Source organism: Agromyces archimandritae, from assembly GCF_018024495.1.
In the GTDB taxonomy this organism is placed as follows: Bacteria; Actinomycetota; Actinomycetes; order Actinomycetales; family Microbacteriaceae; genus Agromyces; species Agromyces archimandritae.
Genome location: NZ_CP071696.1, coordinates 2,115,576 through 2,137,629, shown reverse-complemented (window position 1 = coordinate 2,137,629; position 22,054 = coordinate 2,115,576). Strand labels below are relative to the sequence as shown.

The window sequence follows — 22,054 nt, the reverse complement described above, 5'->3', positions numbered from 1 at the left end:
GCCCCGGCATCCGCTCGGGGAGTCGGCTCAGAGCCCCGAGTAGGCGTGCAGGCCCTTGAAGAAGAGGTTCACCACGGTGAAGTTGAACAGCACCGTCGCGAAGCCGATCATCGACAGCCAGGCGGAGCGGTTGCCGCGCCAGCCGCGCGTGGCGCGGGCGTGGATGTAGCCGGCGTAGACCACCCAGATGATGAAGGTCCACACCTCCTTGGTGTCCCAGCCCCAATAGCGGCCCCAGGCCGATTCGGCCCAGATGGAGCCGGCCATGAGGGTGAAGGTCCAGAGGATGAAGCCGACGATATTGACCCGGTAGGCGAGGGTTTCGAGCTGCTCGGACGACGGCAGGGTCGCCAGGAACGTGAGCTTGGCGGCCTTGGAGGCGGCCAGCAGCTGCTCGCGGCGGAACTGCAGGAGCTGCACGAGCGAGAGCGCGAAGCCGAGGGCGAAGAAGCCGACCGAGGCGGTCGCGACGAAGACGTGGATGACGAGCCAGATCGACTGCAGCGCCGGCGGCAGCGGCACGACCGAGACGTAGAAGTTGACCGCGGCCATGCCGAGCAGCACGAGCACGAGTCCGGTGATGAAGGTGCCGAGGAAGCGCAGGTCGGTCTTGCGGGAGACGGCGATGACGACGAGGAAGACGGTCGTGACGATGAGGGTGCCGGTGAGGGCGAACTCGTACATGTTCGCCCACGGCACGCGGCCGGCGGCGACGCCGCGGAGCACGTCGGCGGCCAGGTGCACGAGCCAGGCGATGACGGTGAGGGCGACGCCGACGCGCAGCGGCGCCGAGCGGCCGTAGGCGGGCTTGGCGGCCGGGGCGGCGGTGGATGCCGTGCCGCCGGTGGATGCCGTGCCGCGCCCCCGTGCCCCGCCCGCGGCGACGAGCTCGCGGTCTGCGGTGCGTGCGGCATCCGCCGCAGCCGTCGCCGCAGCCGAGCGTTTCGCGAGGTCGATGGCGAAGGCGACGAACGCGAGGGCGTACACGGCCATCGCGGAGTAGACCGCGAGGATCGAGATCTCGTCGAGGGTGGCGTTCACGATTTCTACCTTACGTCGAAGATGTCTCGGGTCGGGCGTCGGGTTCGGCACCGGCGGCCGGGTCGATGCCGAGCCGTTCGGCGTGCTTGACCGCGATGGCGGCGACGGCCTCGTCGAGGCGGTGGTCCTCGCCGCGGGCGAGTCCCGCGTACTCGAGGACGAATCCGCCGTCGGCCTCGGTGCGGGCCTTCACCCACACGCGACGGCGGGGCACGAAGAGCGAGACCATGAGACCGCCGAGGATGAGGATCGCGAAGGTCAGCACCCATCCCTGCACCGGGTCGTGGTGGATGTCGAAGGACGCGAAGCGCTTGACGCTGTGCGAGAAGTCGCCGTCGACGGCATCGGGGTCGGCGTGCTCGAAGGTGATCGAGCCGAGGCCGTCCGGCAGTTCGGCCGTCTCGCCGGGCATCAGTTCGATCGAGGGGGCGTCGGCGTCGCCGCCCGCGATCGGCGTCATGCCCTCGGGATCGAGCTCGTACACCGACTTCGGGGTGCCCTCGTCGATGCCGAGGTCGCCCGACCAGCCGCGCAGCGTCAGCATCGGCAGGACGAGGTCGGGGTAGTTGGAGGTGTACGCGCCGGAGGACATGACCTCCTGCGTCGGGTAGAAGAAGCCGATGAAGCCGAGCTGCTCGGCCAAGCCGTCGGTGACCTTGATGACGCCCGTCGAGGTGAGGTTCGCATCCTGCGGCAGGAACGGGATCGAGTCGCTGAAGACGACCTCGCCGGCCGGGTCGCGCACCGTCACCGTGGGCGCGTAGCCGTTGCCGAGCAGGAACACGTCGGTGCCGTGCGTGCGCAGCGGCTCGTTCACCTTGACGGTGCCCGGGTCGACGGTTCCGTCGCGGCTTTCGACCTCGACCGTCGCCGTGAAGTCGATCGGCTGGCCGTAGGCGTCGAGGTTCTCGGTCTCGTACACGGCGTCGAGGTCGTCGAGGGTGAGGCGGTACGGATCCAGCGCCGCATCGTCGAAGAACCGCCCCGGGTTGAAGGAGTCGTAGGCCGAGAGGGTGTTCACGAACGACTGCCCCTCCACGAGCACCCGCTGCCCCGAGAACCCCCAGCCGCCGCCGACGGCGACCGCGACGAGGATGCCGACGAGCGCCGTGTGGAAGACGAGGTTGCCGGTCTCGCGCAGGTAGCCGCGCTCGGCCGACACCGAGGGCTGCCCGCGCAGCTCGTAGCGCTCGACACGGTAGCCCTGCTGCTTCAGCACGACCGCCGCCTCGTCGATCGCCCGGGCGGCATCCACGCCCGCGGCATCCGCACCCACCCGGAGTTCGCGATGGCCCGCGAGGCGCGACAGGCGCACCGGCGTCCGCGGCGGCCGGGCGCGCAACGCCTGCCAGTGATGCTTCGTGCGCGGGATGATGCAGCCGATGAGCGAGACGAACAGCAGCAGGTACACGGCCGAGAACCACGGCGAGGTGTACACGTCGAACATGCTGAACCAGTCGAGCACGGGCGCGAGGTCGGGGTTGTCGCGGTAGTACTGCGTGACGCCGTTCGGGTCGCTCGAACGCTGCGGCACGAGCGAACCCGGCACCGCGGCGACGGCGAGCAGCAGCAGCAGCAGGATCGCCGTGCGCATGCTCGTCAGCTGCCGCCAGAACCAGCGCAGCCAGCCGACGACGCCGAGCGCCGGCTGCTGCACCTCGCGCTCGTCGGAGTCGATGTGGTCGGCCGGGCGCTTCGGGTCCGAGGCGACGTGCGTGTCGTCGGGTCCGCCTTCGGGCTCAGATCGCTGTGACAAAACCGTCGATCACCGCCTGCAATTGATAGATCCAGATGTTCCAGAGCCCCGTGAGCATGAGCACCCCGATGACGATGAGGAGCGCACCGCCGACGATGTTGATCGCCCGGATGTGCCGCCGCACCCACGCCATCGACGAGGCGACCCAGCCGAAACCGAGCGCGACGATGAGGAACGGGATGCCGAGGCCGATGCAGTACGCGAGGCCGAGGATCACCGCCCGCCACACCGACTCGCCGTTGAACGAGAGCGACATGACGACCGCGAGCGTCGGTCCCATGCATGGGGTCCAGCCCAGGCCGAAGACGACCCCGAGCAGCGGCGCCCCCACGAGCCCCGTCGCCGGGCGCCAGCTCGGCTTGAAGGTGCGCTGCATGAAGGTGAACTGCCCGATGAAGACGAGACCGAGGCCGATCAGCACGATGCCGAGGAGGCGCGTGATGAGGTCGCCGTAGACCTTGAACCAGACGCCGGCCGCCCCGGCGAGCACGTTGAACGTCATGAACACGACCGTGAAGCCGGCGATGAACAGCAGCACCCCGAGCAGCAGGCGGCGCCGGCCGCGGCGGGCGGTCTCGGCATCCGCCGACGCCTCGGTGAAACCGCCGAGATACCCGAGGTAGCCGGGCACGAGCGGCAGCACGCACGGGGAGAGGAAGGACACGAGGCCCGCCGCGATCGCGATGGGCACCGCGGCCAGCAGCTGCCCGCTGTAGACGATCTCGCCCACGATCAGCCCTGCTCGCCGGCGCCGCCGGCTTCCTCGACGAGGTCGCCGACGATGGTCTGAAGCACCGAGCCCTCCGGCAGTTGCCCGAGGATGCGGGCCGCGACCCGGTGCTCGGCGTCGAGCACGATCGTCGTCGGCACCGCGTTCGGCCGCACCGAGCCGGCGAAGGCGAGCTGGGCCGATCCGCTGTCGATGTCGATGATCGACGGGTAGTCGAGGCCGTAGTCGCCCTCGAAGGATGCCGCCGTGGCCGCCTGGTCGCGCACGTTCACCCCGACCACGCTCGCGCCGGCACCGGCGAAGTCCTCCGACACCGACTGCAGGATCGGGGCCTCGGCGCGGCACGGCGCGCAGGACGCGTACCAGAAGTTCACGACGAGCACCTCGCCGTCAAGCGCCGTCGAGTCGAAGGCGTCGCCGTCGACCGTGACCCCCTCGAACACGACGGGCTCGTCGCGGTTGCCGGCGGCCCACTCCTGCACGGTTCCGTCGCCGGCGATGTAGTTCTTGCCGCTGCCCTCGCGATACTGCTCGGCGAGGCCGTCGTCGGGCGTGCAGCCGGCGAGCACGAGGACGGATGCCGCAGCCAGCGCGGCGAAGCCACGGCGCATCACACGGCCCCCAGGTCTCGGGCCTCGTCGCCGATGGATGCCGCGGGGTCGCGGTAGCCGACCTCGACGAGCAGATCGCCGCGGCGCTCGAACGTCGTGATGCTCGACAGGGCGCAGCGGCGGCGGCGCGGGTCGTGCGAGAGCGGCTCGCCGGCGACGCGGCGGTGCACCATCCAGATCGGCAGCTGGTGGCTCACCATGACGATGTCGCCGGCGTCGACGCCGCGTTCGGCATCCGCCATCGCCTGGAGCATGCGCTCGGCGATGAGGCGGAACGGTTCGCCCCAGCTCGGCCGCCAGGGGTTCACGAGGTGGCGCCAGTTGCGCGGGTCGCGCAGCGCCCCGCCGCGGCCGGCCATACGGGTGCCCTCGAAGCGGTTCTCGGGTTCGACGAGGCGCTCGTCGATCACCGGGTCGAGGCCGAAGGCGTCGGCGATCGGCGCAGCCGACTCGCGGGTGCGCTGCAGCGGGGAGGAATAGAGGGCCGCGATCGGGCGCTCGCGGCCGACGAGGTCGGCTGCGGCCGCGGCGGCCATGCGGTGCCCGAGTTCGGAGAGGCCGAAGCCCTCGAGGCGCCCGTAGAGCACACCGTGGGGGTTCTCGACCTCCCCGTGGCGCACGAGATGGATCTGGGCGGCGGGCACGGCTCCCAGTCTAGGCAGCGCGTTCCTCGGAAACCGCCGTGGGAGGTGCCGGTGGGCGACCGATTCCGGCGTGCTGCGGCATCCGCACCCGAACGCGGCCGTGTCGGCACCCCCGGGTAGGATGGATCCTCGTGAACACGCGCACCCTCGTCTCCGATCTCGCCGCCCTGCCGGACGGCCCCGTCACCGTCGCCGGATGGGTGGAAACGGTGCGCGATCAGAAGAAGGTGCAGTTCGTCATCCTCCGCGACGAATCCGGCGCCGTGCAGCTCGTGAACCCCGCCGTGCGCGAGGTCGACCCCGAGACCGCCGACGCCGCCTCGGCCGACCGCTTCGCCGTCACCGAGCAGATCTCCGCCCTCGGCCACGGCACCTTCGTCAAGGTCACCGGCGAGCTGAAGCACGACGAACGCGTCAAGCTCGGCGGGCTCGAGGTCAAGATCGCCTCCCTCGAGGTCGTCTCCGAAGCCCTCGAACCGCCGATCGCGGCCGACTCGAGCCTCGACAAGCGCCTCGACTACCGCTTCCTCGACCTGCGCAACCCCAAGCAGAACCTCATCTTCCGGGTGCAGACGACGCTGCTCGCCGCCTTCCGCGAGTACTGGATCGAGCACGGCTTCATCGAGATCCACACCCCGAAGCTCATGGCCTCGCCCTCCGAATCGCGCGCCGAGCTCTTCGAGGTCGAGTACTTCGACACCAAGGCCTACCTCGCCCAGAGCCCGCAGCACTTCAAGCAGATGGCGCAGGCCGCCGGCTTCGGCAAGGTCTTCGAGGTCGGCCCCGCCTTCCGCGCCGACCCCTCCTTCACGTCCCGGCACGCGACCGAGTTCGTCTCGGTGGATGCCGAGATGAGCTGGGTCGACTCGCACGACGACGTCATGCGCATGCACGAGGAGCTTCTCGCGGCCGGCTTCCGCGCCGTCGCCGACAAGCACGGCGACGAGATCCGCGAGCTCTTCGACGTCGAGGTCACCGTGCCGAGCCTGCCGTTCCCGCGCATCCCGCTCGCCGAGGCCCGACGCATCGTCGAAGAGGGCGGCTACACGATCCCCCGCACCGACGGCGACCTCGACCCCGAGGGCGAGCGCCGCATCTCCGCCTACGTCAAGGAGCAGCTCGGCCACGAGTTCGTCTTCGTCACCGACTACGACACCGGCATCCGCCCCTTCTACCACATGGTCCACGACGAGGACCCGACGATCACGAAGTCGTACGACCTCGTCTTCAACGGGGCGGAGATCTCGACCGGCGCCCAGCGCGAGCACCGCATCGAGGTGCTCGAGGCGCAGGCCCGCGAGAAGGGCCTCGACACGGCCGAGCTCGGCTCGTACCTCGACTTCTTCCGCTACGGGATGCCGCCGCACGGCGGATTCGGGATGGGCCTGGCCCGGGTGCTCATGCTCATGCTGCACGAGGCGTCGATCCGCGAGGTCATCTTCCTGTTCCGCGGGCCCACGCGCCTCGCGCCGTAAGGCGGGAACGGTGGCGCGCACGCGCGAGGTCCGGGTGACGCTCATCGGCAAGCCCGGCTGCCATCTGTGCGATGACGCGCGCGCCGTCGTCGGCGAGGTCGTCGAGGAAGTACGGGCGGGCCGGCGGGCACCGTCGATCACCGTCGAGGAGCGGTCGATCGAGGACGACGCCGGCCTCGCCGCGAAGTACGCCGAGGAGATCCCGGTCGTGCTCGTCGACGGGCGGATGCACGCCTATTGGCGGGTCGACCCCGAACGGTTGCGCAAGGCGCTCACGGGCCGCCCCACCTGGTAGCGCGAGCCGGCCGGCATCCGGGCCCGGCCGGTTTCGGGCACAGCGAAAGCGCCGAACCAGCGGCCCGGCGCTCGATGCTGCAGTCCGGAGACTACTTCTTGTTGCGACGCTGGTGGCGCGTCTTGCGAAGCAGCTTGCGGTGCTTCTTCTTCGCCATGCGCTTGCGACGCTTCTTGATGACGGAACCCATCAAAACCTCACAGAAAGATCAAGTCGATCGCGCGTGCCGCGACCGGAAGGCGGAAATGCCGAGGGGTAGTCTATCCGATCAGCCTGAGCGCCCCTTCCCCGGGCCTTGCGGCCCGTGCGGGCGACGGGTGCGCGCGGCGGGGCGGGCCCATAGGCTCGGACCATGGATGCCGCAACGACCGTGCTCACCGTCGTCGCCGCCATCGGCTCAGGGCTGGCCGGCGGCGTGTTCTTCGCGTTCTCGTCATTCGTGATGGCGGGCCTGGACCGCGCCGGAGACGGCGCCGCCACGCCCGTCATGCAGGGCATCAACGCGACCGCGGTGCGCCCGCCGCTCATGCTCCTGCTCTTCGGCACGATGCTCGTCGCGATCGTCGCGGGCGTGCTCGCGCTCATCGCGCCCGGCGCCGGCTCGCCGTGGATCATCGCCGCCGGCATCGCCTACCTCCTCGGGCCGGTGCTCACCACCGGGGCCGCCAACGTGCCGCTGAACAACGCCCTCGACCGCGACGAGATCGCCTGGCGGGCCTACCTGCCGCGGTGGATGCGCTGGAACCACGTGCGCACGCTCGGCGGCGCGGCCGCGGCCGCCGGGTACGCGATCGCGCTGGTCGTCGCGTGAGGGCGCCGCGGCCGTTCCGCATCCGCAGCGTCGCCGAAGCGGACTGGGAGGCGGTGCGCGAGCTCCGCCTCGAGATGCTCGCCGACACGCCGATCGCGTTCGGCGACACCCTCGAGCACGCCCGCCGTCGCGAAGAACGCTACTGGCGGCAGCGCGCCGCCCGCGGCGAGGACCCACGGCAGGCGCACCTCATCGCCGAGTCCGGCGACCGCTGGGTCGGCACCATGGGCGGCTATCTGCCCTCCGAGCATCCCGGCCCGATGCTCATCGGCGTCTACGTCTCCCCCGACTTCCGCGGCGAACGCGCCGGCGTCGCCGCTGCCCTGCTGGAGGGCATCGAGGGCTGGGCGGCCGGCTGGGGCGATGCGCTCACCCTCGAAGTGCACGAGCAGAACCCGCGGGCGATCCGCTTCTACGAACGGCACGGCTTCACCCTCACCGGGCGGCGCCGGCCGTACGAACTCCCGCCGGGCGGGCTGGAACTCGAGATGATCAAGCCGCTGCGACGGCCCGGAGGCTGAACGCCTACTCTTCAGCGGCGCCGCCGCGCCGCTCGGCGCCTACCCTTCAGCGGCGCTGCCGCGCCGCTCGGCGCCTACCCTTCAGCGGCGCTGCCGCGCCGCTTTTTCGGCGTGACGACGGTCGTGACCTGGTGGGCGGTTTCGGCGAAGGCCTTGCCGATGGCGGATGCCAGGGCGCGCTGCTCTTCGTTCAGGGCGGCCTCGGCGCGCTCGGCGTCGGCCAGGCGCGCGGCATCCACCGCGGCCGTCTGCGAGGTGAACGGGATCAGCCAGTCCTCGAGGGCGTCGAGCGGCTCGCGGACGAGATGGTAGAACCGGTGCTGCCCTTCCTCACGGACGCCGACGAGGCCGGCCTCCCGCAGCACCTTCAGATGCTTCGACACGGTCGGCTGGCTGAGCCCGAGCTCGGCGACGATCTCACCCACGCTGATCTCGCCCGCCTCCTCGCCGCGGCCGGCGTCGGCGTTCTCGCGATCGAGCAGCACGGCGAGGATATCGCGTCGGGTCGAGTCGGCTACCACGTCGAAGATGTCCGCCATGCGTCAAGGCTAGCCACTCGTGCAGCGGAGTACCATGACATGCGCGACGCAGCAGGAGCGAAGGGGAATCCATGCACGCAGCAGCGGCGCGCAGGCAGGATCGCAGGTCCGTGCCCGCGCGCATCCGCGATGAACTCGACGCCTTCGCGAAGAGCTCTCCGTCGCGCTTCGCGATCGTCGTCTTCGCCGGTCTCATCCTCGTGTTCACGCTGCTGTTCTCGCTGCCGATCGCCAGCGCCACCGGTCGCATGACGACCCTGCACGACGCCCTCTTCACCGCCGTGTCGGTCATCTGCGTCACCGGCCTGTCGACCGTCGACATGGCCACCCACTGGTCGCCGTTCGGCAACGCGCTCGTCTACATCGGCGTGAACATCGGCGGCATCGGCGTGCTGACCCTCGCCTCCCTCCTCGGCTTCGTCGTCTCGCGCCGGCTCGGCCTGCGCGCACGCCTCATCGCCGCAAGCGACACGAACCCCTCGCGCATCCACGTCGGCCCCGTCGCCGAACGCCAGGCCGTCAGGCTCGGCGAGGTCGGCGGGCTGCTCACGACGGTCGCGATCAGCGCCCTGACCATCGAGGGCGTCATCGCGCTCGGCATGATCCCGAGCCTGCTGGCCACCGGCGCGGGCTGGTGGACGTCGATCTGGGAGAGCTTCTACTACTCCGCGATGGCGTTCACCAACACGGGCTTCAGCCCGAACGCGACGGGCGTCACGGCCTTCGAGCACGACTACTGGTTCCAGTCGCTGCTCATGCTCGGGGTCTTCCTCGGCAGCCTCGGCTTCCCGGTGATCTACGCGCTCGCACGCGGCTGGCGGAACCCGCACCGCTGGTCGGTGCACGTGAAGCTCACGCTCACCACGACGGCGATCCTGCTCGTGCTCGGGGCCGGCGCGTTCATCCTCCTCGAGTACGCGAACCCGAGGACGTACGGGTCGCTGGATGCCGGCGACACGATCTTCCAGTCCTTCTTCATGTCGATGATGACGCGCTCCGGCGGCTTCGCGACGATCGCCATGGACGATCTGAACGGATCGAGCATGCTGGTCTCGAGCATGCTCATGTTCATCGGCGGCGGCTCGGCATCCACTGCGGGCGGCATCAAGGTGACCACCTTCGCGGTGCTCTTCCTCGCCGCCTTCGCCGAGGCGCGCGGCGCGCCCTCGATGGAGGCGTTCGGCCGGCGGATCCCGCGCGACATCCTGCGCCTGGCCGTCTCGGTCGTGCTGTGGGGGGCGACGATCGTGGCGATCGCGTCGATCGCGATCCTGCAGATCACGAAGCTGCCGTTCGAGTTCGTGCTCTTCGACGTGATCTCGGCGTTCGCGACATGCGGCCTGTCGACGGGGGTCACGGCCGACCTGCCGCCGTCGGGCGTGTACGTCATGGCCGCCACGATGTTCATGGGGCGCGTTGGTACAGTGACCCTTGCTGCGGCTCTGGCGGCCAGCCAGCGCCGGCAGCTCTTCAAACGCCCGGAAGAGAGGCCCATCGTTGGTTGAGCGGATCAAGCACGACACGCCCGTGCTCGTCATCGGACTCGGCCGCTTCGGCGCGGCGACCGCCGGCCAGCTCGACCGGCTCGGCCGCGAGGTGCTCGCCGTCGACGCCGACGAGCCGCTCGTGCAGAAGTGGGCGGAGCGGGTCACGCACGCCGTCGTCGCCGACGCGCGATCCATCGAATCGCTGAAGCAGATCGGCGCGCAGGACTTCTCGATCGCCGTGTGCGCGGTCGGCTCGTCGATCGAGGCGAGCGTGCTCATCACCGCGAACCTCGTGGACCTGAAGATCCCGCAGATCTGGGCGAAGGCGATCTCGGCCTCGCACGGCAAGATCCTCACCCGTATCGGCGCGAACCACGTCATCTACCCCGAGCGCGAGGCCGGCGAACGCACCGCGCACCTCGTCAGCGGCCGCATGCTCGACTTCATCGAATTCGACGACGACTTCGCGCTCGTGAAGATGTACCCGCCGAAGCCGATCCGCGGCAAGAACCTCGCCGAATCCGGGGTCCGCTCGAAGTACAACGTGACGGTCGTGGGCGTGAAGAGCCCGGGCCGCGAGTTCACCTATGCGACCGAGCAGACGGTGGTCTCGAATCACGACCTCATCATCGTCTCGGGCACCGAGGGCGATATCGAGCGGTTCGCGGCGCTCGGCTGACGCGGCGGTCGCGGCTTCGAGGTGCGTGGATGCCCCGGCGCGGCCGATGCTGCGGCGCGGTGGATGCTGCGACGCCGTGGATGCCCCGGCGCACCGGGGCCGGCCGTCAGTGCAGGAACAGCAGCACGAACGAGGCGATGAGGGCGAGCACGCCGACCCCGGTGAGCACGAACCCCAGCATGCCGGTGACCTTCAGGCCCGGGTGCACGCGCTCGAAGCGCATCCGCCCGGCATCCCCCCGCCGGAAGAACGCCCGGTGCTCCTCGGCATCGTCGACGCGTTCGCGTTCGGCCGGCTTGAGGGAGCGATCCCAGAACTCGTCCTCGGCGAACCAACGCGCACTCGCGCCGCCATCGCCGTCGACGACGACGAGATCCACCGGCTCCCAGCTGCCGTCGACGAGCCGGAAGACGCCCGCGCAGGCGAGGATGACGAGCCCCGTGCCGAGGGCGATCCACGAGATCACTTCGACGACGAGGGAGGCGATCTCGAGCGCGGTCATGCGCCAAACTTATCCCGCGTCCGGGGGCGCGCGGCGCCCGCGCGCGCCTACGCGCCGGGCGCGGGGTGGAGTGCGGCGCCCGCCTACGCGCCGCGCGCGCGGAGGTTCGCCGTGAGGGCGTCGAGCTCGGTGAGGCGGGCGGCGCGGCTCTTCGGCATGCCCGGCACCCCGGGGCGCTGCTGGTCGGGGCGGGGGCCGGCGGGCGGCCGGTAGTCGACGCCCTGCTCGCCGAGCCAGGCGAGGTAGTCGGGCAGGCGGTCGGCGAAGCCCTCTGCGGGTCGCCCGTTCCAGGCGACCTCGGCGAAGGCGCCGAGCCGCGGGAACACCGCGTAGTCGAGGCGCTCACGGGTGTCGAGGTGCTCGCACCAGACGTTCGCCTGCACGCCGGCGGCGTGCCGGGCGAGCTCGGGCGAGGCTCCGGCGAGCGGATCGAACGCGGCGACGTCGTCGAGGGAGAGCACCGTGCCGATCGGGATCGGTTCGTGCGGGTCGTCGGACTGCCGGTAGTCGAAGTAGCAGAACAGGTCGGGGCACAGCACGACCTCGTGGCCTCGGGATGCCGCGAGCTCGGCACCGACGGGGCCCCGCCACGAGGCGACGATCGCGTCGGCGGGGATGCCGCCGCCCTCGAGCATCTCGTCGAAGCCGAGCACGCGTCGGCCGCGGGATGCGAGGTGGGCGGCGACCCGGGCGAGGAAGAACGCCTGCAGGCCGTCCTCGTCGGCGATGCCGCGTTCGCGCATGATTTCCTGCGTGCGCGGGTCGGACCGCCACCGGATCTTCTGCGCTTCGTCGCCGCCGATGCCGACGACCTCGTCCTCGAACACCTCGCACAGTTCGTCGAAGACGGCGCAGACGAACCCGAGCGTCACATCCTCGGCGTTCAGCACCTCGTCGGAGATGCCGTAGCCGGTCCAGGGTTCCGGGTTGCGGCGCGCCACGGCATCCGCACCCCCCACCCCGTACTCGGGATATGCGGCCAGGACCGCCCGGGCATGCCCGGGCACGTCGATCTCGGGCACGAGGCGGATGCCGCGCTCGCGCGCGTAGGCGACGAGGTCGCGGAGTTCGGCCTGCGTGTAGAAGCCCGCGTGCGGCACCCCGTTCTGGGTGGCGTGCGGTCCGTGGCCGAGCTGCGAGGAGGAGCGGGCGGCGCCGACCTCGGTGAGGCGCGGGAAGGCGCGCACCTCGAAGCGCCAGCCCTGATCGTCGGTGAGGTGGAGTTGCAGGACGTTCAGTCCGTGTGCGGCGATGAGGTCGATGAAGCGTCGCAGTTCGGAGACGGGGCGGAAGCGGCGGGCGACGTCGAGCATGACGCTGCGCCAGGCGAAGCGGGGTTCGCCCTCGAGGCGCAGACCGCGGGCGACCGGGGCGGCGGGGGTCGGTGCCGTCATGCCCCGGCGGCGAGCTCGCGAGCTCGGGCGAGCGCGGCATCCGTCGCCGAGTCGAAGGTCTGCTTGAGGCCGGCCTCTTCGAGCACGGCGATCGCCCGCTCGGTGGTGCCCTTCGGGCTCGTGACACGGCGGCGGAGCTCGGCGGGCTCGTCGTCGCCGGCGGCGAGCAGTTCGCTCGCGCCGCGGAAGGTGCCCTGCACCATCGTCGCCGCCTGCTCGGGCGTGAACCCCTTGTCGATCGCCGTGGCCGTGAGCTGCTCGATGAGGTAGAAGACGTACGCCGGGCCCGACCCCGAGATCGTCGAAAGCGCATCCAGCTGCGATTCGGGCACGACGAGCACCTCGCCGACGGTCTCGAACATCGCCACCGCGAGCGCGAGATCCGCATCGCTCGAGCGGGTGCCCGGCGAAATGCCCGTGACGGCCCGGCCGACGACGGCGGGCGTGTTCGGCATGGAGCGGATGACGGGGATGCCGGCCGGCAGCGCCGCTTCGAATGCGGCGACGGTGATACCCGCGGCGACCGAGACGACGACGGTGCCGGGCTCGAGGGCGTCGGCGATCTCGCGGAGCAGGTCGTCGACCATGTGCGGTTTGACGGCGACGACGACGATGCCGGCGCCGGCGACGGCTGTGCGGTTCGCCTCGGGGTCGTCGGCGGTCGCGAGGGCGGTGACGCCGGGCGTGCCGGCGAGTTCGGCGGCGCGTTCGGCGCTGCGGTTCGTGGCGACGATGCCGCCGGTTTCGACGCCGGGTTGCAGCAGACCCGACATGACGGCCCGGGCCATGGATCCGGCTCCGAGGAAGGCGATGCGGGGCAGGCTGGGAGTGGCGTCGGCGCTCATAGAGCCATCCTAGGAGCGGGGGTGGATGGGCGACGCCCTCTCGTTATAAGCTTGAGTGAGATTCTTCGCCCAAATTTATGAGGGAACATGTCGGATCGTGATGCGCTCGCCTCGGCCGCGATCATGCTGCTCGCGGAGGCCGGGCTCGGCGTGCGTGTGCGTTCCTCGAACGCCCTCGACATCACCGACGGCGACCGGGTCGTCCGAGTGGATCTGAAGACCCGACGGAATGCGACCTATGAGTGGGACGCCCTGCAGATGCTCGGTTCCGCTCAAGAGGGTCTGCTTATCGTCGTGCCGCACGCGAGCGCATCCCTCATCGATGTCGCGAAGCAGCACCCTCGCCTCAGCGTGGCATCCATCGACGACGGGCTGCTGGTCTGGAACGGCCGCACGCACACGCAGCCGCAAAGCACTGCGACGGCGCTGGCCCTGCACCGGCGTTCGCCTTGGGGCAGATGGGCGGTTCTGCGCACGCTCATCCGCACCGATGAGCCGCGCACGCAAGCGCAACTCGCGCACGAAGCGGGCATCTCGCAGCCGGCCGTCTCCAACACCCTCTCGTCGCTCGGCGAAGACGTGCGGTCGGAGCGACGAGGATGGCGACCCGTCGATCGTGGGGCGCTCTGGGACCGCTTCGATGCCGAATACCGGGGTGCCGGCGGCATCACCGCGTCCTGGTACGGGCTGGATCCGGTCACCGAACAGACGACCACCGCACTCGACGCGGCACGGACGGCCGGCGTCACCGCCCTCGCTTCCGGCGATTCTGGCGCGGATGCCATGGCGCCGTGGCGTATCCCGTCGCGCGCGGTCGTCTACGCGATGGCCGGAGTGGACCTCGCCCCGGGCGGCCTTGCGGAGACCACGACCGATCGCGCAACGCTCGACCTCATCGTCCCGGCGGACCGCACCCTCTGGGCGACGGCGCAGGCGTGGGCCGGGTCCGAACCTGCGCAGACCGCCGACCCCGCCATCACAGGATGGGATGTCCGTCGGATCGGCGGCCCCGACGCAGACGAAGCCGCGCGGCATATCCGCGACGTCGCACTGCGCGGTGAGTGGAGATGACCCGTCATCGCATCGCCACGGTCGCCACCTCCCGGGCCGATGACTCCGCATTTCTGGCGCTGCACGATGTCGCTCGGGCGACTGCGGCGTTCGACGATGCTCGCGCTTTCGAACGATCCCATCCACCTCGAGATCGACGTCATGCTCACCGACGGGCCGACCCGAGCCTTCGACGCCCGCGTGCCGGCTGTCGGCATCGCCATCGTCCTGAAGGCATACGCGACTCGCACGCGATCGGCGGCGAAGAATTACACCCGCAGCCCGGCATCCGCCGCCCGCCGCACGGCCGTAGAATCGCTGCATGAGCGCATCCGGCGGCACCAAGGCGATCATCGCGGCATTCCTCGCGAACCTCGGCATCGCGATCACGAAGTTCATCGCGTGGGCCGTGTCGGGGTCGGCGTCGATGCTCGCGGAGGGCGTGCACTCGGTCGCGGATGCGGGCAACCAGCTGCTGCTGCTCCTCGGCGGCCGGCAGGCGAAGCGGGCGGCCGACCGCGAGCATCCGTTCGGCTACGGCCGCGAGCGCTACGTGTACGCGTTCGTCGTCGCGATCATCCTGTTCTCGGTCGGCGGTGTGTTCTCGATCTACGAGGGCATCGACAAGCTCACGCATCCGCATGCGCTCGAGAACTGGTGGCTGCCGGTGCTCGTGCTCGTCATCGCGATCGTGCTCGAGTCGTTCTCGCTGCGCACCGCGGTGAAGGAGTCGAACCAGGTGCGCGGGCGGCAGAGCTGGGTGCAGTTCGTGCGCCGGGCGAAGGCGCCCGAGCTGCCCGTGGTGCTGCTGGAGGACGTCGCGGCTCTCTGCGGTCTCGTGTTCGCCTTGTTCGGCGTCGGCCTCACGGTGCTCACGGGCGACGCGGTGTGGGATGCCGTCGGCACCCTCATGATCGGCACGCTGCTCATCATCGTCGCGATCGTGCTCGGCATCGAGACGAAGAGCCTGCTCGTCGGCGAGGGCGCGAACGAACGCGACGCCGTGGCGATCGAACGGGCCATCCTCGACGGCCCCGAGGTCGATCGCATCATCCACATCAAAACCCTCTACCTCGGCCCCGACGAGCTGCTCGTCGCCGCGAAGCTCTCCTTCCCCGCCGAACGCCGCCTCGCCGAGATCTCGGCCGACACGAATGCGATCGAGGGTCGCGTGCGCGCCGCCGTGCCGGCCGCGCGCGTCATCTACCTCGAGCCCGACATCTGGATCGACCCGAACCACCAGGCACCGCCGACCGACGCGATCGTCATCAAGGGCCTCGAGTAGGGGGTCTCGCCCGCGCCTCGCCGAGTGGATGCCGCGGGCGGGGCGGGTGGATGCCGCATCCACCGCGCCTGCGATGACGCTGGACAAATCCTCGGCGAACGCTAGCCTGTGAAGGGTTCGGGCGATCCATGGGGGTGGACATGCGAGCCAAGCGCGCGGCTGCGTTCCTCGGCGGGGCGGCACTCATCGGAGCACTGGTCGCCGTGCCGGCGACGCCGGCGATGGCGGCGACGATCCCGGTCTACAACTCGTATGAGCTGCAGCAGGCGTTCAACGAAGCCGCGGACGGCGATACCGTCGTGATCGCCGCCGAGTTCACCGACACCACGGGCGTCCTCGATCTGCCGGGAGGGAAAACGTTGATCCTCGACGTCGGTGAATCGTTCACCCTCTCGACCATCCGGCTCAGCCCGGGATCGGACTTGACGATCACCTCGGCCGCCGGGAGGGTGCTCACCGTGTCATCGGGCGGAGACTCCGCCGCCATCCGCACCACGGACGCGAAACTGACCATCGGCGGAAACGTCCAGGTCTCGGCGACCTCGACCGGGAACGGAGCGGCGATCGGCGGAGATGCGGGAGCGATCGGGGGCACGGTCACGATCGGCGGCACCTCGACCGTCAGCGCAACCGGCGGTGCGCAATCGGCCGGCATCGGCGGCGGGCGCTTCTCCGCCGGCGGCCGGATCTTCATCGCCGACCAAGCCGTCGTCACCGCGAGCGCGACGGACGGGAGCGCCATCGGCGGCGGCTTCGGCGGCGCTGCCGGCCAGATCGAGATCAGCGGCGACGCGTCGGTCTCGGCGACGGCGAGCGGCACGGGCTCCGCGATCGGCGGCGCGAGCGCCGGGGTCGGTGAAGAGGACGGATCGGTGGTGATCACCGACGGCGCCCAGGTCACGGCATCCGCGACGGGGACGGGCTCCGCGATCGGCGGGCAGGCATCCGAGGGCACGGCGGTCACCATCGCAGGCGACGCGAACGTGACGGCATCCGCGGCGAGCGGGCCGGCGATCGGCAACCCCGGTGACGAGTGGGCCCGAAAGCCCGTCATCATCGAGGGCACGCCCACGGTGCAGGCGACCAGCGTGAGCGGGCCCGGCATCGGCGGCACCGGCACGGAGGGGTCGGATCCGTTCGACGGCCTCACCATCGCCGGTGGCATGGTGACCGCGTCGAGCGACAGCGGGCCGGGTATCGGCGGCACCGGATCCGGCGGTGCGGGACCGGTCATCACCGGCGGAACGGTCACCGCGACCAGCGCCTCGGGGCCGGGCCTCGGCGGCGTGCCGGGCGGCAGCGGTCCGCTCATCAGCGGCGGGGACGTGACCGCGACCAGCACCAGCGGCCCGGGGATCGGCGGCGGGAGCACGTGGCCGGTCATCAGCGGCGGGGTCGTGACGGCCACCAGCACCAGCGGCCCGGGGATCGGAAACGTCGGAAACCTCACCGTCGACGGCGGATCCGTGACCGCGACCAGCAGCACCGGGCCCGGCATCGGCCCGGGGCCGACCGGGAGCTCCGACTTCTGGGTCTCCATCACCGATGGGGACGTGACGGCCGAGAGCGAAGGGGCGGGCGCGGGCATCGGCGGCGGCTTCGACCAGCCCGGGGTGAACGTGTCGGTCAGCGGCGGCACGGTGACCGCCGTCGCCGGGCCGGACGTGCATGATCGGATGGCGTCGGCGATCGGCTGGGGTGCCGGCGACGGCGAGGCACCGGCATGGGGATTCTTGGAGGTCACCGGCGATGGCACGGTGGTCGTCGGCGCCGGTTCGACCCTCACGGTCCCGGAGGGCGTCACCGTCTGGTCGGATGAGAACGGGGGCGGATCCATCCGCTCAGGCGGGGATGGTGCGAAGGTCGAGAACTTCGGGGCGATCCAGCAGGCCGCCGATAACGTCGATTGGCAGGCGGGGCTGCTCGACGTGCAGCCGAACAACTTCCTGATCACCCTCGACCCCAACGGCGGCGAGCCCGAGCAGGAGGTGCGGGTGTTCGCGCACACGTTCCTCGAGGGCGCCCGCGACGTTCCGGAGGATCCGACGCGTGACGGCTTCGTGTTCGAGCATTGGAACACGGAGGCCGACGGCAGCGGCGACTGGGTCTTCCCCGGTGAGTACGCGTATTGGGACCGCGACATCACGCTGTACGCGCAGTGGGCGTTGGCCACGGTGACGACGGCGACCCCGGTCGGCCGGCCGACGGCCGGTGTGCCGCTCGACTTCGACGTGACCGTCAGCCCGGCGGACCCCACGAATCCGGGCATTCCGAGCGGCGTGGCCGAACTGTTCATCGACGGCGAGTTCATCGGAATCGCCGAGCTCGACGCCGACGGCCGCGCAACGGTGACGTGGCCGAACCCGACCCTGGGCGAACACACGTACAACGTCTGGTACTTCCCCGATGGAGCCCCTTGGCTCTTCTCGGAGACGCCCGAGCTGCCGCTGACGGTGCTGGCGCCCACCCCGACGCCGACGCCGACTCCGCCGACGCCCGCACCGACCCCGCCGGGTCCGACCCCGCATCCGGGCGGCCTGGCGAGCACCGGAACCGACGGCGGCCTCCTGGGCGGCACGGCAGCCCTCGCCCTGGCCGCGATCCTCCTCGGAGCCGGGATGCTCCGACGCCGCCGGGCGTGAGGCGGGTGGATGCCGCGGGCGGGGCGAGCGGATGCCGCATCCACCGCGCCTGCGATGACGCTGGACAAATCCTCGGCGAACGCTAGCCTGTGAAGGGTTCGAGCGATCCATGGGGGTGGACATGCGAACCAAGCGCACGGCTGCGTTCCTCGGCGGGGCGGCACTCATCGGCGCACTCGTCGCCGTGCCGGCGACACCGGCGATGGCGGACACCATCACGGTCTCAACGTTCGCGGAACTGCAGAATGCGTTCACCGATGCCGCGAGCGACGACACGGTCGCGGTCGACTCCGAGTTCACAGAGACAGTCGAGGTCCTCGAGCTTCCGGCGTCGAAAACGCTGACGCTCGACGTCGGCGCGTCGTTCACCGTTCCTACGATCCAGCTCGGCGCGGGATCGAACCTCACCATCACATCCGCATCCGCGTCCACGCTCACCGTGCAGGGAGGCACGCCTGCACTGGCACGCATCCGCACGACGGGCGCGACCCTGAACGTCGACGGTGATGTCGTCCTCTCCGTAACGGCTTCGACCGACGCGGCCGCGATCGGCGGCGACCCTGGCTCACCCGGAGGGACCGTGACGCTCGGAGGGACGGCGGCCGTCACCGCGCGCAACAGCAGCGGAACGGCCATCGGCGGCGGCTCCGGCGCGGATGGGGGGGACCATCCGCATCACCGATGAGGCGACCGTGACCGCGACATCGTCTTCGGGTGCCGGGATCGGCGGCGGCGGATTCCTCAACGCCGAACAGGGAGGCGACGGCGGGGACATCACGATCGACGGTTCCGCAAGCGTCACCGCCACGACGAGTCTTGCAAGCGCTGCCATCGGCGGCGGAGGCGGCAGCGGCGACACCGGCGGCGACGGCGGCACGATCCGCATCGGCGGCGACGCCACGGTGACCGCCGACTCGGGAGTCGGCAACGGCGCCGCCATCGGCGGGGCGCAAGGCGGCGACGGAGGCAGTATCACCATCGATGGCAGTGCCGTCGTCAACGCCGACGGATCCATCGCCGGGGGAGCCGGTATCGGAGGAGGGCTGAATGGCAATGGCGGCACGACCACGATCGGCGGCGACGCGGAGGTGACCGCAACCGCTCGTAACGGGGCCGGGATCGGCGGCGGGACGCTGGGAGGCGGCGGGGTGATCACGATCCGCGATCGCGCCCTGGTCGACGCCGGCGCCGTCGACGGCAATGGAGCCGGCATCGGCGGCGGGCCTGGAGGACCAGCGGGAGTGATCACGATCACCGACGAGGCGCAGGTAACCGCTGTCTCTGCCGGCTCAGCCGCGATCGGCGGCGACACGAGGGAGACCGCACCGGCGGATTCGATATCGATCTCCGGGCGCTCGAGTGTTTCGGCATCGGGAACGAGCAATGCTTCAGGCATCGGCGGAAGCGCGACGATCACCGTGACAGGAGGCCCCACGGTCGTCGCGACCTCCGAGTACAGCGCGGGAATCGCGCGAAGCTGGCGGAACACCGATCAGAGCATGCGCGTCGAGATCGCCGGTGGGGACGTGACCGCCACCAGTCTGTATGCCGGCGCCGGGATCGGCGGCGGCGGGAACGGGGGGCCGGGCGTGGATGTCGTGATCACCGGGGGCACGGTGACGGTGAGGGAAGGCGCGGCGGACTCCGATCAAGCGTCGGCGATCGGGTACGGCGGCAACTGGTTATCGACCGAACCCGACTGGGGTTCCTTGTCGATCACCGCCCCCGGCACGGTGGTCATCGCGGACGGTGGAACGCTGCGGGTTCCCGACGGTGTAGTCGTCACCGGGGACGGGTACATCCGTTCCGGCGGTGCCGATGCGACCGTCGTGAACGACGGGGCGATCCAGCAGCCGACCGACAACGTCGACTGGAGCCTGCTCGGTGTGATGCCGCACAACTTCCTGATCGCCTTCGACCCGAACGGGGGCGAGCCCGAGCAGGAGGTGCGGGTGTTCGCGACGACGTTCGAACTCGGGGCGCGCGAGTTCCCGCCGAACCCGAGCCGTGACGGTTTCGTGTTCTCCGAGTGGAACAGCGAAGAGGACGGCACCGGCGACACCATCACCGCCGGCACCCTATGGTCCGATGACACGACCGTCTACGCCCAGTGGACCCCGGGGACCGTGACGACCGCGGCCCCCGCCGGCGATGCGATCGCGGGCGTCCCGCTCGACTTCGACGTGCACGTCGGCCCGGCCGGTCCGGGCCCCGGGGTACCGATGGGATCCGTGCAGCTCTTCATCGACGGGCAACCCATCGGCGACCCCGTCGCGCTCGACGCGAACGGCGACGCAACGCTGAGCTGGCCGAACCCGACCGTGGGCGAGCACACGTACCGGGTCGAGTTCATCACGGATGGCGAGTGGGCCGGATCGGCGACCGAGAACCTGCCGATCACCGTGCACCCCGCACCGACACCCACCCCGACGCCGCCCGCACCGACGCCGGGCCCCGGCCCGACCCCGCACCCCGGCGGGCTCGCAAGCACCGGCCTCGACGGCGGCCTCCTCGGCGGGGCGGCAGCGCTCGCCCTGGCCGCGATCCTCCTCGGGGCGGGCCTCATCCGTCGTCGCTCGTCGGTCGAGTAGGCGCGCAGCGCCGTATCGAGACCCGGTGCCCGCTTTATCGGAGGGTCTCGATACGCTCGCTCGCGCTCGCTACTCGACCGGCGGATGGGCGCGACGCTCGTCGGTCGAGTAGGCGCGCAGCGCCGTATCGAGACCCGGCACCCGCTTCATAGGGGGTCTCGATACGCTCGCTGACGCTCGCTACTCGACCGGCGGACGGGCGCGACGCTCGTCGGTCGAGTAGGCGCGCAGCGCCGTATCGAGACCCGGCACCCGCTTCATAGGGGGTCTCGATACGCTCGCTGGCGCTCGCTACTCGACCGGCGGACGGGCGCGACGCTCGTCGGTCGAGTAGGCGCGCAGCGCCGTATCGAGACCCGGCACCCGCTTCATAGGGGGTCTCGATACGCTCGTGCCTCGCTACTCGACCGGCGGATGCGCGCGACGCTCGTCGGTCGAGTAGGCGCGCAGCGCCGTATCGAGACCCGGTGCCCGCTTTATCGGAGGGTCTCGATACGCTCGTGCCTCGCTACTCGACCGGCGGATGGGCGCGACGCTCGTCGGTCGAGTAGGCGCGCAGCGCCGTATCGAGACCCGGTGCCCGCTTTATCGGAGGGTCTCGATACGCTCGTGCCTCGCTACTCGACCGGCGGATGCCGGCGCGCCTCGAAGAAGCGGAGCAGGCGGGCGGATGCCGCCTCGGCATCCACACCCGCGAACACCTCGACGCGGTGGTTCAGGCGGCGGTCGCGCAGCAGGTCGTAGAGGGAGCCGGCGGCGCCGGCCTGCTCGTCCCAGGCGCCGAAGACGACGGTCGGCACGTGGGCGGCGAGGATGGCGCCGGCGCACATGATGCACGGTTCCAGCGTGACGACGAGGGTGCAGCCGCCGAGGTAGCGGTCGCCGAGCGCCCGCGCGGCATCCCGGATCGCGAGGACCTCGGCGTGGGCGGTCGGGTCGTTCGTCGCCTCGCGCTCGTTGTGGCGGGCGGCGACGACGGCGCCGTCGGGGCCGATGACGACGGCCCCGACGGGCACGTCTCCGGTGGCTTCGGCGAGGGAAGCCTCGTCGAGTGCGAGGCGCATCCACTCACGGTGCTCGGGCAGCTCCCCCATCGCTCCTCCTCGCGCTCCTCCTCGTCGGCGGCATCGTAGCAGCCGGGCGCCGTAGAATCGTG

Annotated in this window: 22 protein-coding genes; 11 read left to right on the top strand and 11 right to left on the bottom strand. The window is 70.8% G+C overall.

Going from position 1 to position 22,054, the window contains the following annotated elements; translation table 11 throughout:
* Window positions 1-27: 27 nt before the first annotated feature.
* The 5 genes from ccsB to G127AT_RS09685 are packed head-to-tail and all read right to left on the bottom strand — an operon-like array spanning window position 28 to window position 4,782.
* Window positions 28-993 (bottom strand): c-type cytochrome biogenesis protein CcsB, encoded by a 966-nt coding sequence (gene ccsB / locus G127AT_RS09705; RefSeq protein WP_210902026.1) that lies wholly within the window; start codon window positions 991-993, stop codon window positions 28-30.
* 58 nt (window positions 994-1,051) lie between these two features.
* Window positions 1,052-2,797: a cytochrome c biogenesis protein ResB gene (gene resB / locus G127AT_RS09700; RefSeq protein ID WP_210896386.1), complete on the bottom strand. Its 1,746-nt coding sequence runs from the start codon at window positions 2,795-2,797 to the stop codon at window positions 1,052-1,054.
* A complete protein-coding gene (locus G127AT_RS09695; protein ID WP_210896384.1) occupies window positions 2,781-3,527 on the bottom strand; it encodes a cytochrome c biogenesis CcdA family protein in 747 nt (248 codons plus the stop codon). Before G127AT_RS09695 ends, resB begins: the two co-directional genes overlap by 17 nt.
* A gap of 2 nt (window positions 3,528-3,529) precedes the next feature.
* On the bottom strand, window positions 3,530-4,138 hold the full coding sequence (locus tag G127AT_RS09690) for a TlpA family protein disulfide reductase (RefSeq protein ID WP_210896382.1): 609 nt from the start codon (window positions 4,136-4,138) through the stop codon (window positions 3,530-3,532).
* Window positions 4,138-4,782, bottom strand: coding sequence for a histidine phosphatase family protein (locus tag G127AT_RS09685; RefSeq protein ID WP_210896380.1), 645 nt, complete (start codon window positions 4,780-4,782; stop codon window positions 4,138-4,140). Before G127AT_RS09685 ends, G127AT_RS09690 begins: the two co-directional genes overlap by 1 nt.
* A 131-nt stretch (window positions 4,783-4,913) precedes the next feature.
* Between G127AT_RS09685 and aspS the strand changes: the two genes are divergently transcribed.
* Window positions 4,914-6,257 carry an aspartate--tRNA(Asn) ligase gene (gene aspS, locus G127AT_RS09680; protein WP_210896378.1) on the top strand — a complete coding sequence of 448 codons (1,344 nt, stop codon included), beginning with the start codon at window positions 4,914-4,916 and terminating at the stop codon, window positions 6,255-6,257.
* A 10-nt stretch (window positions 6,258-6,267) separates the two neighbouring features.
* The gene (locus G127AT_RS09675) at window positions 6,268-6,552 is read left to right on the top strand and encodes a glutaredoxin family protein (protein ID WP_210896376.1); all 285 of its coding nucleotides are present in this window, start codon (window positions 6,268-6,270) and stop codon (window positions 6,550-6,552) included.
* Window positions 6,553-6,643: 91 nt separating this feature from the next.
* On the opposite strand, the gene G127AT_RS09670 is transcribed toward G127AT_RS09675, so the two are convergent.
* Window positions 6,644-6,742 carry a 30S ribosomal protein bS22 gene (locus tag G127AT_RS09670; protein ID WP_003792170.1) on the bottom strand — a complete coding sequence of 33 codons (99 nt, stop codon included), beginning with the start codon at window positions 6,740-6,742 and terminating at the stop codon, window positions 6,644-6,646.
* A 162-nt stretch (window positions 6,743-6,904) separates the two neighbouring features.
* Here G127AT_RS09670 and G127AT_RS09665 point away from each other — a divergent pair, with 162 nt between their 5' ends.
* Complete coding sequence (locus G127AT_RS09665) at window positions 6,905-7,363, top strand: anthrone oxygenase family protein (protein ID WP_210896374.1); 459 nt, start codon at window positions 6,905-6,907, stop codon at window positions 7,361-7,363.
* On the top strand, window positions 7,360-7,884 hold the full coding sequence (locus G127AT_RS09660; RefSeq protein WP_244857514.1) for a GNAT family N-acetyltransferase: 525 nt from the start codon (window positions 7,360-7,362) through the stop codon (window positions 7,882-7,884). Before G127AT_RS09665 ends, G127AT_RS09660 begins: the two co-directional genes overlap by 4 nt.
* A gap of 74 nt (window positions 7,885-7,958) precedes the next feature.
* Here G127AT_RS09660 and G127AT_RS09655 read toward each other — a convergent pair whose 3' ends face one another.
* The gene (locus G127AT_RS09655) at window positions 7,959-8,423 is read right to left on the bottom strand and encodes an ArsR/SmtB family transcription factor (RefSeq protein WP_210896372.1); all 465 of its coding nucleotides are present in this window, start codon (window positions 8,421-8,423) and stop codon (window positions 7,959-7,961) included.
* Between the two features lie 71 nt (window positions 8,424-8,494).
* On the opposite strand from G127AT_RS09655, the gene G127AT_RS09650 reads away from it, so the two are divergent.
* Both G127AT_RS09650 and G127AT_RS09645 read left to right on the top strand, forming a co-directional pair.
* Window positions 8,495-9,928, top strand: a complete 1,434-nt coding sequence (locus G127AT_RS09650) for a TrkH family potassium uptake protein (RefSeq protein WP_210896371.1) — start codon at window positions 8,495-8,497, stop codon at window positions 9,926-9,928.
* The gene (locus G127AT_RS09645; RefSeq protein WP_210896369.1) at window positions 9,921-10,589 is read left to right on the top strand and encodes a potassium channel family protein; all 669 of its coding nucleotides are present in this window, start codon (window positions 9,921-9,923) and stop codon (window positions 10,587-10,589) included. Before G127AT_RS09650 ends, G127AT_RS09645 begins: the two co-directional genes overlap by 8 nt.
* 106 nt (window positions 10,590-10,695) lie before the next feature.
* On the opposite strand, the gene G127AT_RS09640 is transcribed toward G127AT_RS09645, so the two are convergent.
* The 3 genes from G127AT_RS09640 to proC form a co-directional block, all read right to left on the bottom strand.
* Complete coding sequence (locus G127AT_RS09640) at window positions 10,696-11,091, bottom strand: hypothetical protein (RefSeq protein ID WP_210896366.1); 396 nt, start codon at window positions 11,089-11,091, stop codon at window positions 10,696-10,698.
* Between the two features lie 83 nt (window positions 11,092-11,174).
* Complete coding sequence (locus tag G127AT_RS09635; protein ID WP_210896364.1) at window positions 11,175-12,485, bottom strand: beta-N-acetylhexosaminidase; 1,311 nt, start codon at window positions 12,483-12,485, stop codon at window positions 11,175-11,177.
* Window positions 12,482-13,330 (bottom strand): pyrroline-5-carboxylate reductase, encoded by an 849-nt coding sequence (gene proC, locus G127AT_RS09630; RefSeq protein ID WP_210896362.1) that lies wholly within the window; start codon window positions 13,328-13,330, stop codon window positions 12,482-12,484. Before proC ends, G127AT_RS09635 begins: the two co-directional genes overlap by 4 nt.
* 87 nt (window positions 13,331-13,417) lie before the next feature.
* On the opposite strand from proC, the gene G127AT_RS09625 reads away from it, so the two are divergent.
* From G127AT_RS09625 to G127AT_RS09605, 5 genes are all read left to right on the top strand, one after another.
* Window positions 13,418-14,401, top strand: coding sequence for a helix-turn-helix domain-containing protein (locus tag G127AT_RS09625; protein WP_210896360.1), 984 nt, complete (start codon window positions 13,418-13,420; stop codon window positions 14,399-14,401).
* Between the two features lie 301 nt (window positions 14,402-14,702).
* Window positions 14,703-15,665 carry a cation diffusion facilitator family transporter gene (locus G127AT_RS09620; protein WP_210896358.1) on the top strand — a complete coding sequence of 321 codons (963 nt, stop codon included), beginning with the start codon at window positions 14,703-14,705 and terminating at the stop codon, window positions 15,663-15,665.
* 128 nt (window positions 15,666-15,793) lie between these two features.
* Entirely contained in the window at window positions 15,794-18,307 is a 2,514-nt protein-coding gene (locus G127AT_RS09615) for an InlB B-repeat-containing protein (RefSeq protein WP_210896356.1), read from the top strand.
* A 184-nt stretch (window positions 18,308-18,491) separates the two neighbouring features.
* Window positions 18,492-18,992 carry a hypothetical protein gene (locus G127AT_RS09610; protein WP_210896354.1) on the top strand — a complete coding sequence of 167 codons (501 nt, stop codon included), beginning with the start codon at window positions 18,492-18,494 and terminating at the stop codon, window positions 18,990-18,992.
* A 7-nt stretch (window positions 18,993-18,999) separates the two neighbouring features.
* Window positions 19,000-20,898 carry an Ig-like domain repeat protein gene (locus tag G127AT_RS09605; RefSeq protein ID WP_210896352.1) on the top strand — a complete coding sequence of 633 codons (1,899 nt, stop codon included), beginning with the start codon at window positions 19,000-19,002 and terminating at the stop codon, window positions 20,896-20,898.
* A 617-nt stretch (window positions 20,899-21,515) separates the two neighbouring features.
* Here G127AT_RS09605 and G127AT_RS09600 read toward each other — a convergent pair.
* Complete coding sequence (locus tag G127AT_RS09600; protein ID WP_244857513.1) at window positions 21,516-21,992, bottom strand: nucleoside deaminase; 477 nt, start codon at window positions 21,990-21,992, stop codon at window positions 21,516-21,518.
* Window positions 21,993-22,054 lie beyond the last annotated feature (62 nt).